The 14,641-nt window shown below is 34.9% G+C and carries 17 protein-coding genes and 2 pseudogenes; all 19 read left to right on the top strand.

Translation table 11 applies throughout. From position 1 onward, the window contains the following. Positions 1 to 1,755 (top strand): NADH-quinone oxidoreductase subunit NuoF, encoded by a 1,755-nt coding sequence (nuoF, locus tag H964_RS04245; RefSeq protein ID WP_039764966.1) that lies wholly within the window; start codon positions 1 to 3, stop codon positions 1,753 to 1,755. Positions 1,756 to 1,772: 17 nt separating this feature from the next. Further along, complete coding sequence (locus H964_RS04240) at positions 1,773 to 5,309, top strand: NAD(P)-binding protein (RefSeq protein ID WP_039764963.1); 3,537 nt, start codon at positions 1,773 to 1,775, stop codon at positions 5,307 to 5,309. Between the two features lie 120 nt (positions 5,310 to 5,429). Next, positions 5,430 to 6,641 (top strand): iron-containing alcohol dehydrogenase, encoded by a 1,212-nt coding sequence (locus tag H964_RS04235; protein WP_039764960.1) that lies wholly within the window; start codon positions 5,430 to 5,432, stop codon positions 6,639 to 6,641. A 436-nt stretch (positions 6,642 to 7,077) separates the two neighbouring features. Beyond that, positions 7,078 to 7,281, top strand: coding sequence for a hypothetical protein (locus tag H964_RS04230; RefSeq protein WP_011916194.1), 204 nt, complete (start codon positions 7,078 to 7,080; stop codon positions 7,279 to 7,281). 101 nt (positions 7,282 to 7,382) lie between these two features. Continuing rightward, positions 7,383 to 7,595: pseudogene (locus H964_RS12835) on the top strand (DUF4846 domain-containing protein); the annotation flags it as partial. 119 nt (positions 7,596 to 7,714) lie between these two features. Further along, positions 7,715 to 7,987, top strand: a complete 273-nt coding sequence (locus H964_RS04220; RefSeq protein WP_011916195.1) for a hypothetical protein — start codon at positions 7,715 to 7,717, stop codon at positions 7,985 to 7,987. A 154-nt stretch (positions 7,988 to 8,141) separates the two neighbouring features. Next, complete coding sequence (locus H964_RS04215) at positions 8,142 to 8,516, top strand: helix-turn-helix domain-containing protein (protein ID WP_011916196.1); 375 nt, start codon at positions 8,142 to 8,144, stop codon at positions 8,514 to 8,516. Continuing rightward, positions 8,513 to 8,971: a protein-export chaperone SecB gene (locus H964_RS04210; protein WP_011916197.1), complete on the top strand. Its 459-nt coding sequence runs from the start codon at positions 8,513 to 8,515 to the stop codon at positions 8,969 to 8,971. Before H964_RS04215 ends, H964_RS04210 begins: the two co-directional genes overlap by 4 nt. Before the next feature lie 55 nt (positions 8,972 to 9,026). Then, positions 9,027 to 9,141, top strand: a pseudogene (locus tag H964_RS13490) (NERD domain-containing protein); the annotation flags it as partial. Between the two features lie 103 nt (positions 9,142 to 9,244). Next, positions 9,245 to 9,490 (top strand): hypothetical protein, encoded by a 246-nt coding sequence (locus tag H964_RS04205; protein ID WP_011916198.1) that lies wholly within the window; start codon positions 9,245 to 9,247, stop codon positions 9,488 to 9,490. 287 nt (positions 9,491 to 9,777) lie between these two features. Further along, the gene (locus H964_RS13165) at positions 9,778 to 9,903 is read left to right on the top strand and encodes a hypothetical protein (protein ID WP_271628821.1); all 126 of its coding nucleotides are present in this window, start codon (positions 9,778 to 9,780) and stop codon (positions 9,901 to 9,903) included. Positions 9,904 to 10,101: 198 nt separating this feature from the next. After that, entirely contained in the window at positions 10,102 to 10,398 is a 297-nt protein-coding gene (locus tag H964_RS04200) for a UPF0175 family protein (RefSeq protein WP_039764951.1), read from the top strand. Beyond that, positions 10,382 to 10,537, top strand: coding sequence for a hypothetical protein (locus tag H964_RS12830; RefSeq protein ID WP_237738191.1), 156 nt, complete (start codon positions 10,382 to 10,384; stop codon positions 10,535 to 10,537). The genes H964_RS04200 and H964_RS12830 overlap by 17 nt, the downstream gene beginning before the upstream one ends. Before the next feature lie 65 nt (positions 10,538 to 10,602). Continuing rightward, positions 10,603 to 10,875, top strand: coding sequence for a DUF3368 domain-containing protein (locus H964_RS12825; RefSeq protein ID WP_237738190.1), 273 nt, complete (start codon positions 10,603 to 10,605; stop codon positions 10,873 to 10,875). Between the two features lie 82 nt (positions 10,876 to 10,957). Beyond that, a complete protein-coding gene (locus H964_RS04185) occupies positions 10,958 to 11,161 on the top strand; it encodes a hypothetical protein (protein ID WP_011916201.1) in 204 nt (67 codons plus the stop codon). 13 nt (positions 11,162 to 11,174) lie between these two features. After that, a complete protein-coding gene (locus H964_RS04180) occupies positions 11,175 to 12,113 on the top strand; it encodes a DUF4846 domain-containing protein (protein WP_039764946.1) in 939 nt (312 codons plus the stop codon). A 17-nt stretch (positions 12,114 to 12,130) separates the two neighbouring features. Then, positions 12,131 to 12,775 carry a nuclease-related domain-containing protein gene (locus H964_RS04175; protein ID WP_039764943.1) on the top strand — a complete coding sequence of 215 codons (645 nt, stop codon included), beginning with the start codon at positions 12,131 to 12,133 and terminating at the stop codon, positions 12,773 to 12,775. A gap of 164 nt (positions 12,776 to 12,939) precedes the next feature. Then, positions 12,940 to 14,322, top strand: a complete 1,383-nt coding sequence (locus tag H964_RS04170) for a HEPN domain-containing protein (RefSeq protein WP_039764939.1) — start codon at positions 12,940 to 12,942, stop codon at positions 14,320 to 14,322. 138 nt (positions 14,323 to 14,460) lie between these two features. Then, positions 14,461 to 14,641: hypothetical protein (locus tag H964_RS04165; protein ID WP_039764937.1), on the top strand; the 181-nt coding region annotated here is incomplete at its 3' end.

Below are 14,641 nucleotides of genomic sequence, written 5' to 3'. Positions count from 1 at the left end.
ATGAAAATTCGAGTGGGACTTGGCAGCTGTGGTATGGCGGCAGGCGGGAACAAGGTCATGGAATGTATACAACAGGAGTTACGCTCCAGAAACCTTGATATTCCAGTGGAACCAACAGGTTGTATTGGTCTTTGCTTTTTTGAGCCACTTGTTGATGTCATAGATGGTGATGATGTATACACCTATGGCAATGTTACGCCTGAGATGATACCCAAGATAATTGAAAGCCATGTTATTGGCAAAAAACCGCTTGATGAATTTATTGTATCTACCTCTTTCGAACCATACCCGATGTTGAAGTCGCAGGTAAGAATTGCACTAAAAAATTGTGGCCGAATAAATCCTGAAGATATCGATGATTATATAAAGAATGGTGGTTATGAAGCGCTTAAAAAAGTGCTAACGTCAATGACGCCTGAAGAGGTTATTGAAGAGATAAAGATTTCAGGGTTACGCGGTAGAGGCGGTGCAGGATTTCCGACATGGTTTAAGTGGGATGCGGCAAGAAAAGCAAGTGGAGATATAAAATATGTGGTTTGTAATGCTGATGAGGGTGACCCTGGTGCTTTTATGGACAGGAGTATTCTTGAAGGTGATCCTCATGCAGTTTTAGAGGGAATGACTATTGCTGCATATGCTATTGGTGCAAAGGAAGGGTACATTTATGTTCGTGCTGAATATCCACTTGCAATAAAGCGTCTGGAGATAGCAATAGAGCAGGCAAGAAATAGAAACCTGCTTGGGAATAATATTCTAAATACCAATTTTAGCTTTGATATAAAGCTAAAAAAAGGTGCAGGGGCATTTGTATGTGGTGAAGAAACTGCACTTATTGCGTCTATAGAAGGCGAAAGAGGTATGCCAAGACTAAAACCGCCATTTCCGGCTCAATCAGGGCTATGGGGTAGGCCTACAAATATAAACAATGTTGAGACATATGCAAATGTACCATGGATAATCACAAATGGAGGCAAGGCTTTTGCAAGCTTAGGAACAGAAAAAAGTAAGGGAACAAAAGTGTTTGCAGTTGCTGGTAAGATAAAAAGAGGTGGATTGGTTGAAGTTCCTATGGGCATGTCACTACGCGAGGTTATATACAACATAGGTGGCGGTATAAAAGACGACAAAGCATTTAAAGCAGTGCAGATGGGCGGACCTTCTGGTGGATGCATTCCGGCCGACCTTATAGATACTCCAGTTGACTACGAAAGCATAACAAAAACTGGTGCTATAATGGGTTCTGGTGGAATGATAGTAATGGACGAAACTACCTGTATGGTTGATATAGCAAGATTCTTCTTAGAATTTACTTGTAAAGAATCCTGCGGTAAATGTACTTATTGTCGTGTCGGTACAAGACGTATGCTGGAGATTTTAGATAGGATATGCAATGGCGAGGGTAGGGACGACGACTTAGAATTGCTTGAAGAGCTGGCAGTTAGTGTTAAAGACGGTTCACTGTGTGGACTTGGACAGACTGCTCCAAACCCAGTCCTTACAACTCTTAGATATTTTAAAGATGAGTATATAGCACATATAAGAGATAAAAAGTGTCCTGCAAAGCAATGTAAAGCGCTAATAACCTACTCTATATTGCCTGAAAAATGTACAGGTTGTGGACTTTGTGCAAGAAAATGTCCAACTAAAGCAATAACAGGTGAGCGATTAAAACCACATGTTATTGATCAGAGCAAATGCACAAAGTGTGGAACGTGTATGAATGTTTGCAGATTTGGTGCTGTCAATGTTGAATAAAGAGGGAGAGGATGTTTATGCGACTTGTAAGGGTGAACATTGACAACAAAGAGATATTTGCCGAGGAAGGGAAAACAATCTTAGAAGTAGCACATGAGAATAATATAGAAATTCCCCATCTTTGCTATGATAAAAGGTTAAAACCTTACGGTGCATGTGGGCTCTGCGTTGTAGAAATAGAAGGCTCACCTAAATTGGCAAGAGCATGTTCAACATATGTTACTGATAAAATGGTTATAAAAACAGATTCACCACGTGTCAGAAATGCACGCAAGATGGCTTTAGAGCTTTTGTTATCCGAGCACAGAGGAGATTGTAGACCTCCCTGTGTCCTGGCTTGCCCTGCTCACACCGATTGCCAAGGGTATGTGGGACTTATTGCAAATGGTCAGTTTAGAGAAGCGGTTGCGCTCATAAAAGAACAGTTGCCGTTTCCTGCAAGTATAGGTAGAGTGTGCCCACACCCTTGTGAGGAAGCATGCAGAAGAAATATGGTGGACCAACCTATTGCTATTGCCGAGCTCAAAAGATTTGTAGGGGACATTGACCTTTTGGACGATGGCTATATACCGCCGATAAAACCAAAGACAGGTAAAAAGGTTGCTATTGTTGGTGGTGGGCCGGCTGGGCTTACATGTGCGTTTTTCTTGGCAAAAGAAGGTCATGACATAGTTGTTTATGAGGCTATGCCAAAAGCTGGTGGTATGTTAAGATACGGTATACCTGAATACAGACTTCCAAAGAGGATATTGGATAAAGAAATTGAGCTAATTGAAAAAATGGGCGTTCAAATTAAGACTAATATGCGGCTTGGTGCTGATATTTCTTTAGAGTATCTTCGCAAAAACTATGATGCAGTTTTCTTAGCAGTTGGTGCTTGGAAAAGCTCAACACTGGGATGTCCGGGAGACAGTGCAGAAGGTGTTATAGGTGGGATTGAGTTTTTGCGAAAGGTTTCTATGAACCAGCCAGTAAATCTTGGACAGCGTGTTCTTGTAGTTGGCGGTGGTAACACTGCTATGGATGCTGCAAGAACAGCAATAAGACTTGGTGCAAAAGAGGTTACAGTGCTTTATCGTAGAACGCGTGAAGAGATGCCTGCCGAGGATATAGAAGTAAATGAAGCGGAAGAGGAAGGAGTAAAGTTCCAGTTCCTTGTTGCACCTATTGAGGTAATAACTGATGGAGGCAGGGTCAGGGCGCTTAAGTGTCAGAGAATGCGACTTGGTGATATGGATGAATCAGGAAGAAGAAGACCTGTGCCAATAGAGGGTGCTGAGGTTATTTTTGAAGCTGATACAATTATATCTGCAATTGGTCAGAAAGTAAGAGTGGAAGATGTAGAAGGGTTGGAGCTTACAAGACATGGTACAATAAAGGTTGATGAAGGCACATATCAAACAAGTCTTGAGGGTGTATTTGCAGGTGGTGATGCTGTAACAGGTCCAAAGATTGCAATAGAAGCTATAGCACAAGGGAAAAACGCAGCAAGGGTTATCGATAGCTATCTTAGGGGCAAGTTAGAGCCAATTAAAGAACCATATTATGTAAAGCAAGAAGACCTTACGCCAGAAGACTTTAAAGATAGAGAGAGAAAACCAAGGGTACCATTAAAGGTAGCAAATGCCGAAGAAAGAAAGAATAACTTCAGAGAGATAACATCAACAATGACAGAAGAAGAGGCAATTGCAGAAGCATCAAGGTGTCTTGAGTGTGGATGCATGGATTACTTTGAGTGCCAGCTTTATAAATATGTTAACCAGTACGATGTAGATCCTCAGCGGCTTTCAGGTTACAAGCACAAAAGATATGAGCCTCAGAAGCATCCGTTTATTGAAAGAAATCCCGACAAATGTATTTTGTGCGGTCTTTGCATAAGAGTTTGTGAAGAGGTAGTTGGAGTTTGCGCGCTTGGATTTGTGAATCGCGGCTTTGAAACAATAGTCAAACCAGAGTTTGGTTTGCCGTTAGAAGAGACAAGCTGTATATCCTGTGGACAGTGTGCTGACATATGCCCAACAGGTGCATGTATTGGCAAACAACCTGTTGCAAAGCAAGTACCAGTTAATACTGTTGCTACAAAAACTGTATGTACTTTCTGTGGCATGGGTTGTGAAATGCTGGTAGAGACGAAGGGGAATTTGATATTTGATGCATCACCAGTTCAATCAAATGAGGGTATGCTTTGTGCTTTTGGCAGGTTTGGTATAAAGTATGTAAACGACAAAGACAGAATTTTAGCACCTTTGATTAAAGTAAATGGAGAACTATCTAAAACCACTTTTGACCAAGCACTGATTGAGACTGCTAAAAAACTTCAAGCAATTAGAGCATCATATGGTAAGGATAGTATAGCAATAATTGCATCACAGAGGTTGACAAATGAGGAAGCTTTACTTCTTACAAAACTGGCACAAAAACTTGACACTACTGTGATAGGTTCTTTCGACTTGAGGGAGTCTGTACTCGATAGAATATTTGGTTTGAACGATTCAACTAATAGTTTTGATGAAATTTACTCTACTGACCTTATTGTAGCTGTTGGCAAGGTAGCAGAAAACCATGCAGTAATGGGTGCTAAACTGAAAAAAGCAGTTGAATTGGGTGCAAAACTAGTTACAATAAACAATGGAGAGACAAGAGCAGATGAGTGGGCAATTGCAAAATACAAGATAAATAATACAGTCTTCTTCAAGGCCACAATAAAAGCTTTATTCGAAATGAAAGCTGTCGATGAAGATTATGTATCTAAAATAGCAGTTAATTTAGATGAACTAAAAGATGATGTAAAGAATGTTGAGGTTACAGATGAAGCAAGTGAGTTTGCAAAAATCATAGCTGGTGCGAAAACTGCTATGGTGATTGTAGACGAAGAGAGTGTATCAGACACAACAATTGGACAACTTGCTGATATATTAGCATTGACACAAAAAATTGGAAGACCGCGCTGCGGTATAATTAAAGTAACTGGCCTTGGCAATACTCAAGGTGCTTGGGATATGGGTATTAGAATGAGCAAAGAAGGAATAGTAAAGCTGATTAATGAAGGAAAGGTCAAGGCTGCGTTCATAGTAGGAGAGGATCCACAAGCTGCAGATGAGAACCTGAGAGAAGTTTTAGACAAACTGGAATGTTTGATTGTTGCTGATGTATTTTTGACAGAAACGGGCAAGAGAGCCGATGTTGTTCTTCCACTTGTGAGCCATGTTGAGAGCACAGGAACTGTGACAAGAGCTGACGGAAAGATACAAAATCTGAACTTGGTACTAAAGCCAAAGAGTGGGCTTTCTAATTTGGAGTTGTTGTTGAAATTGGCTGAACTATTTGGTTTGCAATATAACTTAGAGAAACTAAACCGCGAAATGGTTGAATTGCTCCAAAATGAGAACAAGTATAATCAGCAAATACTTTACACAGAAGGGTTTGCAACTCCAGATAAGACCGTACACTTATTTGTATCAAAGGATGCACCTGCTTTTGTAGAAAAAGCAGTATTTGACACAGTGAAAAATCGATTTAAGAAATACTTACAAGATAAGCATTTGAAATACTAAAAATAGGCTCTCTTAACAAGAGAGCCTATTTTGATTTTTAATATTTTTGATTGACAAAAAACAAACAATGTTTATATAATAATAATTGGAATGTTAATTTTTTAACAGGAGGTAATTTGTATGTGGGAAACTAAAATAAATCCTTTCAAGATATTTGAACTTAGGTGTAAAAACACAACATATTTCGGAATTGGTGCTATTAATAAAATAGGCGACATTTTGGAGGATTTGAAGAAGAGGGGAATAAATAAAGTTATACTTATAACTGGCAAAAGCTCTTACAAAATAAGTGGAGCTTGGGATGTTGTAAGGCCTGCACTGGAAGAAAAGAAAGTTGACTTTTGTATTTATGACAAAGTTGGGCCAAATCCAACTGTTGATATGATCGAAGAAGCGGTTGAAATGGCTAAAAGTTTTGGTGCACAAGCAGTTATTGGTATCGGTGGAGGAAGTCCAATTGATACTGCAAAAAGCGTTGCTGTACTTCTTGAATACAAAGACAGGAATGCAAGAGAACTTTACGAGCAAAAGTTTGCTCCTGAAAAAGCTGTTCCAATAATAGCTATAAACTTGACACATGGTACAGGTACAGAAGTTGATAGATTTGCTGTTGCAACTATACCTGAGAAAAATTACAAACCTGCAATTGCATATGATTGTATCTATCCATTATACTCAATAGATGATCCTCAGCTTATGACAAAACTTGATAAAACACAAACTGTTGCAGTTACAGTAGACGCGCTCAATCACGTTACAGAAGCCTCAACAACATTGGTAGCATCCCCATACAGTATTTTAACCGCACAGGAGACTGTAAGGCTTATAGCAAAATATCTACCTGTTGCAATAAATGAGCCACAAAACCTTATTGCAAGGTATTACCTTTTGTATGCATCAGCATTAGCAGGTATCTCGTTTGATAACGGACTTTTACATCTTACACATGCTCTTGAACACCCGCTAAGTGCTGTAAAGCCTGAACTTCCACATGGCTTGGGACTTGGAGCACTTCTTCCTGCTATAGTCAAGACAATTTATCCATATCAGGCTGAAGTTTTGGCATCTGTTTATGAGCCAATTGTTCCTAACTTAAAAGGAGTGCCTTCAGAGGCAGAATTTGCAGCTAAGAAAGTGGAAGAGTGGTTGTTTGAAATGGGGTGCGATAAGAAACTTTCTGACTTTGGATTTAGCCAGAGCGACGTTGATAATCTTGTGGACTTGGCACTTGAGACACCGTCTTTAGGGTTACTCCTTTCAATGTCTCCAGTTAAAGCAACCAAAGAAGTAATTAAAAAGATTTACGAAGAATCATTGTACCCAATGAAGTGAGACTTTGATTGTGGCAGATAAAAGTAAATATCTGTGACTTCTCTATAATGAGCAATAGTTGGGGTGGCATTTTTTAGTACCACCCCAACATTGTTAATAAACACTTTAGTATTTCTTGTCTTTCTATTAACTTGTCAGAAGAGCATCCTTTCAGGCTTATTCACCTAAGCTTTTTTGTCCTCACAGAGGCTAAACTTACATTTTACTCAGCACATCATAAAAGAGAAGGATGCTAAAATGTTGATGTGCAATTTAGGAAATTTTAAATTTAGCAAGTGTATGGTATAATTAGAGATAAGTACTATGAATAGTGTAGATATTTATATAACAGCTAAACTTTCACTACTTCTAATTGATGTACATACTGTAAAAGAAAATAAAACAATTAAATCAAAAAGTATATTGAAAGCTTTAGCCTGAAAGGTGGTCAATAATGATGAAATTTGGTATGAGAAAACCAAGCATAAGAAAAAGCATAGCTGCAAGGACAAGTATCAAAAGGTTTATCAGGCATAGTTTAGGCTTGAAAGCACCGAGGGGCTATGGATGGATAACAAATCCTAAAAAATACATGTACAACAAAATCTATAACAGAACAACTTTTAGCATATTTTCACTTTTTAAGAAGTTATTCAAATGAGGATCTATATGAAGTGAAAGTTTTAATAGGGAAAAGGCAATATATAATCTTTGCCTATGGTGAGACACTTTTATTTTTGCAAGAGTGTACTTCTAAGTTATGGACACTTCGCAATTGTTATTGATATGGCACAAAATTTGAGGGCATGTGAGAAGATTTTCCTATTTGCTCAAAGCTACATGCCCGCTCAAGATATACACATCCTAAAAAACCCGGCAGATGAAAATGACAATCCATGGTATTCAGTAAATTTTGAGGACATTTTAGTAACGGCAGAGTGGCAGTTCAAAAAGGGGTACGTTTATAGGTTTTAGTGAGTAAAAACTTATGTGTAACCTGTTTAGTGTGTATTAGTTTCAAATGACTAACAAAAGATTTGTAAAAATTTTGTTGACAAATATAACTTATAAGTTATATAATTAAGGTGTCAAGGATGGAATTTAACAAAGTGGAAAATATAATTTATCCAGAGGGGTTTATTTCAAACTATATTTATTGTCATTCAGGGCTTAATAGTGACTTAGAAGAGATTATAGATAAAAGTGGTGAAAAAGCCCAGTTTGGTCGGAAATTTAGAAAAGCACTTAAGTTTTTAGAAGCTCTCAAGAAAAGTTGTACTAATCAATCTCAGATTTTTGAGAAATTAAAGAGGGAAGAAAAGCCCAGCCAAACAGAAAAATCCAAAAAGTTATTCTTATGCAATTGAAAAAGCGAAAGAACGTCTTGAGGAGCTCAAATCTACATATCCTGATTTAAAACTGGTTACTACTTAGTTTTTGCTATTAAATCGCAAGGGTTAGTAGAGTAAATAAGTGGATATAATATTATAGAAGAAATTTTGTTTTTAGAGGTGAACGTAAATGAATGAACTAATTAAGTTGGAATCTCCATATAAAATAGTGGAGAAATATGTAAGTGAAGAAGATAAAAAATATTTTGAATTAGATGATATTCTAGTGAATATCGCATTAAGCTTGATAAATTACAGAATAAAAAATAATCTAACCCAAAAAGAATTAGCTCAAAAGCTTGGTATGACGCAGGCAATGGTTTCAAAGCTTGAAAGTGGAGAGTATAATCCTACTGTAAAAATGCTTTATGAGATATCAAAAGCTCTTGGTTTAGAATTTAAAGTCGAGTTGAGAGAAAAGACAGAACCTATGGAACAGTGGATTGAATGTAGTGAGTCTTTTATTGACGTGGGAAGTAGCAACAGAGTAGGTGATGCGGCTTGATAGATATAGATATGATAAAGGCTGATTTTCAAATTATTTCTAGTAGAGTTGTAAAATTTGAGCTTGAAACAAGGGATTGGAACGAAGAGAAGGAAAATATTAGTGTAAGCAATAACTATGATTATGAAATTATAAAACTTGAAGAAAATGAACAGTTGTATTATGGGGTTCTCCACTTCAAATCGTATTTTACTGCTAAGGTTAAAAATAAACTTTTGTTTAAAGTTAATATTATATATGAAGGTGCATTTATAGGCAAAAAAGAAAAATTAGGTATGCAAGATTTCAAGAATATGTTAGAATTAAATGGAATAGTGACGTTAGCTCACTTGACACGGGCATATGTGATTTCTTGTACAGCCCTGGCAGGCTTTAATCCTCCTGTAAGATTACCCTTGATAAACATACATAAGTTAAAGGAAATGAAGGAGCAGACCATGACGCAAAAACAATGAGTTTGCAATGTTTAAAAAAACTTGTACTTTATCTAACTACAACTATTGATAGATAAAAAATTATTTAAAACAGAGCTGGATTTATGGAAATGAGTTTGATGAATATTGGACACAGGTAATTTATAAAAGAAAAACTCTATAATCCAATCAGGCAAAATTATGTGCATATTCCTAAGAACTTCAATTGAAGAAACTTTAGCAAAAACACCCTTTTAAAAAATTGTTATTAACTTACTTGCGACTGTTTTGAAAGAGAAGGTGGAAGCAAAAAGGATGATAAATATGCTTTTTGATATGGGGCAGATTAACAGAGGGAAGGAAATTGTAAATACTGGCATAGTCACCCTAATTCTTCTCTTATTTGGAGATTTTATTATTAACTTAACATCTCTCGGTATTAACGAAGAATTAATAAAAAAGATTGTGTTTAATGGAATAGTTTTTATTAATATACTTTTATTTACTGACTTTCTGATAAGAAGAATGGACTATCAATATTGGATAATTGAAAATTGGTGAGAAAATAGGATGTTGCTATCGTTCAGAGGCTTTTGTTGAGTGACTTAGTAGATTTGTTTTAAAAGATTCCTTGAAGAAAGCGGCTGTAGTAGAGAATAAAATAACTAGTTAGGATGAAAATCTACCCAAATTACATTTTTAGCAAATGCTATATTTTCAAAGGGCAGGCTGTGTAAAAGCTCTGCTCTTTTTTTGTCATTTTACTTGAAAAAATTTTATAAAAAAGTTATATTGTTGTTAAGAAGAATAATAGTGAGCAAGTGTTTGGTTGGAGAGCAAGTGGAAAGATGAAATTTGGCATGAGAAAACCAAGTATAAGGAAAAGTATAGCTGCAAGGACAAGCGTCAAAAGGTTTATCAGGCATAATTTGGGTTTGAAAGCTACCGAGGGGATCAAGATAGTAATTTTTTGAAATTAAAGGAATTAAATGTGAGCAGCTAACGTTTTATGCAGTTGATATAAGGATACTCAGATGATTTTTATATTCCTTAAATAGAAGAAGCTAAAGACTCTTATAAGTTAGCGGTGTTGGTCAAAGAATTTGTTATTAAGAAAGTTGAAGTTTAAATCAAAGAAAGAAAAATTATATAATAAGGAGATGATTTTTTAAATGGAAACAAGCAAATTTGAATTCGAACTTCCTAAGGAAATTATTAATTATTTACCAAGTGATAATGAAGAGTTTTTAAAGAAAATTAAGGAACTTATAGTTTACACATTAGTAAAAGAAGAAAGGATTTCATTTGGTATGGCAGCTGAAATACTTGGAATGAATAAAATAGATTATTTGGCTGACTTAGGTGCCTTAGGCATAAGCTATTTTGACCAAACCATTGAAGAAGTAATTGAAGATAAAAAGAATTTGGATAAGTTGTTGGAGGATCACAAAAGTGATAGTAGTTTCTAACACAACTCCAATTATTGCTTTAGCAAAGATAAATAAGTTGGAGATTTTAGAGTATTTATTTGGAAGAATTATATTTCAGAAGGAGTTTACAAAGAACTTATATCTAATAAAAAGTTCATCTTCGAGATTGAACAGATAACCAAGAGTAGTTTTATAATTACAAAAGAAGTCAAAAATCGATTAGCAGTAGAATTAGTTCAAAAAATGCATGGTTTAAACATAGGTGAAAGTGAATCAATAATATTATTTAAGGAGCTAGGTGGAGACCTTTTAATCATGGATGAAAAGAAAGGTAGGAAAGTGGCATCTTCTCTGGATATAAAACTTACAGGAACATTAGGTATTTTATTGAAGGCAAAACAGGAAGGTATAATCATTGAGTTAAAACCCTTATTAGAAAAGTTAATCGAATCAAATATCAGGATAAGCCATAAGCTATATAAGGAAATTTTGAAAAGTGCTAACGAAGTATTCTAATTTAAATGTTTCAAGAAACTTTTTAAATCAAATGATATGATTAAGAATATGATAGAAAATAATCCGAAAGGTGGTCGATAAAATGAAATTTGGTATAAGAAAACCAAATATAAGGAAAAGCATAGCTGCAAGAACAAGCGTCAAAAGGTTTATCAGGCATAATTTGGGCTTGAAAGCACCAAGAGGATATGGGTGGATGACAAATCCTAAAAAATACATGTACAACAAAATCTACAACAGAACCACTTTTAGCATATTTTCACTTTTGAAAAAGCTGTTTAAATGAGGAGCTGACTAAGATGCCGATGATAAGAAAGCTGATATATTTAGCAACAGCAGCTATTTTTATTTTTTCTTTAATGGTTGGTTGTACAACTGAACAATCTCAATTGGAAAAAACTGAAATTGCAAAAAAGCCAAAATTAAAAGAAAAGGATGGTATTACTTTTCCCACTAATAAATCAGAACAGAGTTACAAGGAAAGTCTGATAAATAGCCATGGCAAAACGATAAGTGAAAGAATAAAAGTACCAGAAGGATATCAAAGAGTTGAAGTTCCAAGAGGATCTTTTGCTGAGTTTTTAAGGAATCTACCTCTCAAACCCCATGGCACAAAGGTAAAGTACTATAATGGTGAAGAAAAACCAAACGACGTATATGTTGCAGTAGTTGATATGGATGTTGGCACAAGAGATTTGCAGCAGTGTGCAGATGCTGTCATAAGGCTTTATTCAGAGTATCTTTATAAGAACAGGCAATATGGCAAAATTCATTTTAACTTCACAAATGGCTTTAGAGCTGATTTTAAAAAGTGGATGCAAGGTTATAGAATAAGAGTTGAAGGCAACAAAGCTTATTGGATAAAAGCTGCTGGATATGATGATAGTTATGAATGTTTTAGAAAATATCTTGACATGGTATTTGCATATGCTGGAACACTGTCACTTTCTCAAGAAATGAAAAGAGTACCACTGAATGATTTGCAAATTGGAGATGTATTTTTAAAAGGAAGCGACCCTGGACATTGCGTTATTGTAGTTGATATGGCCCAAAATCCGAAGACGGGTGAGAAGATATTCTTGCTTGCACAAAGCTATATGCCAGCCCAAGACATTCACATCTTAAAAAACCCAGCAAACGAAGATGGCAATCCATGGTATTCAATAAACTTCGGAGATATTTTAGTAACTCCAGAATGGCAGTTTACAAAAGATCAGGTTTATAGGTTTGGGGATTAGAGAGAGGAGGAAAAAGTTTGAAATTAGCTTTTAATCTGCTTTTGGATTTATGGTATGTATGGGTTTTACTAATTATAAGCGCAATATTATCATTGTTGAGACCGAAGATAAAAGGAGCAATAGGTGAAAAATCAGTTTCGTTTTTTCTGGCTCGATTAGACCCTAAAAAGTATAAAGTTTTGAATAACCTTTTAATTAAAGTTGGTTCTAAAACAGTTCAGATAGATCATGTTGTTGTTTCGAATTATGGAGTATTTGTTATTGAGACAAAAAATTATCAGGGTTTGATATATGGCAAAGAATATGATGAATACTGGACGCAAGTTATATACAAAAGAAAAGAAAAATTTTACAATCCGATTAGGCAAAACTATGGTCACATCCAAGCGCTTAAAGAAATATTATCAGATTTAGGTGATATAAAATTTATCTCAGTGATAGTTTTTACCACAAAGGCTGATTTAAAAATTGAAACAAAAACAGATGTTGTTTGGACAACTAAACTTATAAAAACGATAAAGAAGTATAATAGAGAATGTTTGACTGATGAACAAAAAGAGAAAATTTTTCAGAGGCTTTGTTCAGTGAATATTAATAGCTATAGAAATATGAGGGAACATGTGAGAACTGTTAGGAGCAATAAATTAAAGGAAAACAAATAGAGAGTAACATGATAAAATCAGATAATATAAAAATATTGGAAGTGAAAGAGAAACATGTATTCACCAGAAAAATGTTTATCTACAGTACTGCGTATCTACAATACTAGTGATCTTCTTTTTGCAGATATGTCCACGCTAGCTCAAATGCTATTGGAGGTGAAAAAATGATTGAAAAATTTGAATATAAAGGTATATGGTGGCTTCCAAACAAACCTAACAAACAGGTTTCAGGCACACTTACGTTTACCCCTGAGAAAGGAGCAATTTTAGAGTTAATAGGTTCTTTTAAGGATCTCAAAGATATGGACAAAATGTTGAGCCCTGACATTATATTAGGTGTATCCTCAAGTGGAAAAGATATTACTTTATATAGATGTTTTGAAACCCAATCAAACCTAAATTTACCAAGTTTATCAACATCTTCATTCTATGCTAATATAGTTTTTGTAGGTGCGCATTTCCAGAAAAACGAGAATATAAGATTTAGAAAACTATCTATCTATTATTCGAATTTAGATGAATGGGTTAATATTACTGGATTCAAAATTGGGTATGACGAAAAAGAAGTAACGATAAAATACAATTTACCTGAACCTATTCAGGCAAGAATTGATGATAATTTTAAGCTATTTATAGATTTTCGAGTTAAAGGTCCCACACATTCTATTGTGCAAAAGGAAGCAACTATCAAACAGAGCACATATATAAGAATAGAACCTTTGGAGGAAAAGTCATTTGACGAATACATGAATGTTTTGTATCATATTCAAAATTTTTTAACTCTCGGAATCACAAAACCGGTTTATCCATTGGTTATTGAGGGTATAACAGCAGCGAACAAAAAAATATTAAATGGCAAAACATATTATCCTTCTGTTAAAGTGTTCTATAAAGTGTCAGACATTTCTAAGACATGTGAACTGTTATTACCCTTTTACATGCTTTTTACCTTTAGTTACATTTCTGATAAATTCGAGTTTTTTCTCAGAAATTGGTTTAAAAAAGTAGATTTATTAAAACCTGTTTATGATTTATATTTTGGTACATTATATAATCCCCGGATGTATCTTGAACATCGTTTTTTAAGCTTAATCCAAGCGATAGAATCATATCATCAACGTACTTATGGTGGAAAATATTTGTCAGATGAGGATTATAAAGAAGTATATAATGCATTAGTAAATGCAATTCCATCGGATGTTAGAAATGACTTAAGAGATAGATTGAAAAGATATCTGAAATACGGGAACGAATTTTCTTTGAGAAAGAGATTGGAAGAAATCTTTGATAAATATCGAGAAATTTTAAATGTGTTCATAGAAAAAGAAAGTGTTTTTATTGATAAAGTAGTTAATACCAGACATTACCTGACTCATTACGATGAGAAATTAAAAGAACAAGCTGCTAATGGGGAAGAACTCTATAATCTTACCCAAAAACTCAAAATATTACTAGAGATATGCTTGCTAACAGAATTAGGATTCAGTTTAGATGAAATTAAAAGATTGTTTTCAGAAAATAGAAGATATAAGATGGCATCTATCTGATAACACTTCAAAATAGCAAAGTGTAGCTAATTACAATAATTAATAGCTTTGCTCAAATTCATATTCAAAGAATTTTCAAATACATACCATCTATTATCTACCATTATACCCATAACCATCTGTTGATGAGGTGATAATATGATATCAAAAATACCAGAATTACCAAACAAAATAAAAGAAGCAGTAAATAATAGAACTCTTGCTGTCTTCATTGGAGCAGGAGTATCGCGGTTAATTGGATGCAAGGGTTGGGAGGAACTTGCTCAAAATCTTGTTAAGAGATGTTTCACAACTAAAAAGAAAGATGGTTCTAGACTTA

Source organism: Caldicellulosiruptor sp. F32 (assembly GCF_000404025.1).
In the GTDB taxonomy this organism is placed as follows: domain Bacteria; phylum Bacillota; class Thermoanaerobacteria; order Caldicellulosiruptorales; family Caldicellulosiruptoraceae; genus Caldicellulosiruptor; species Caldicellulosiruptor saccharolyticus.
Note: the sequence above shows the minus strand (reverse complement) of the source record. Positions and strands in the feature narration are given on the sequence as shown.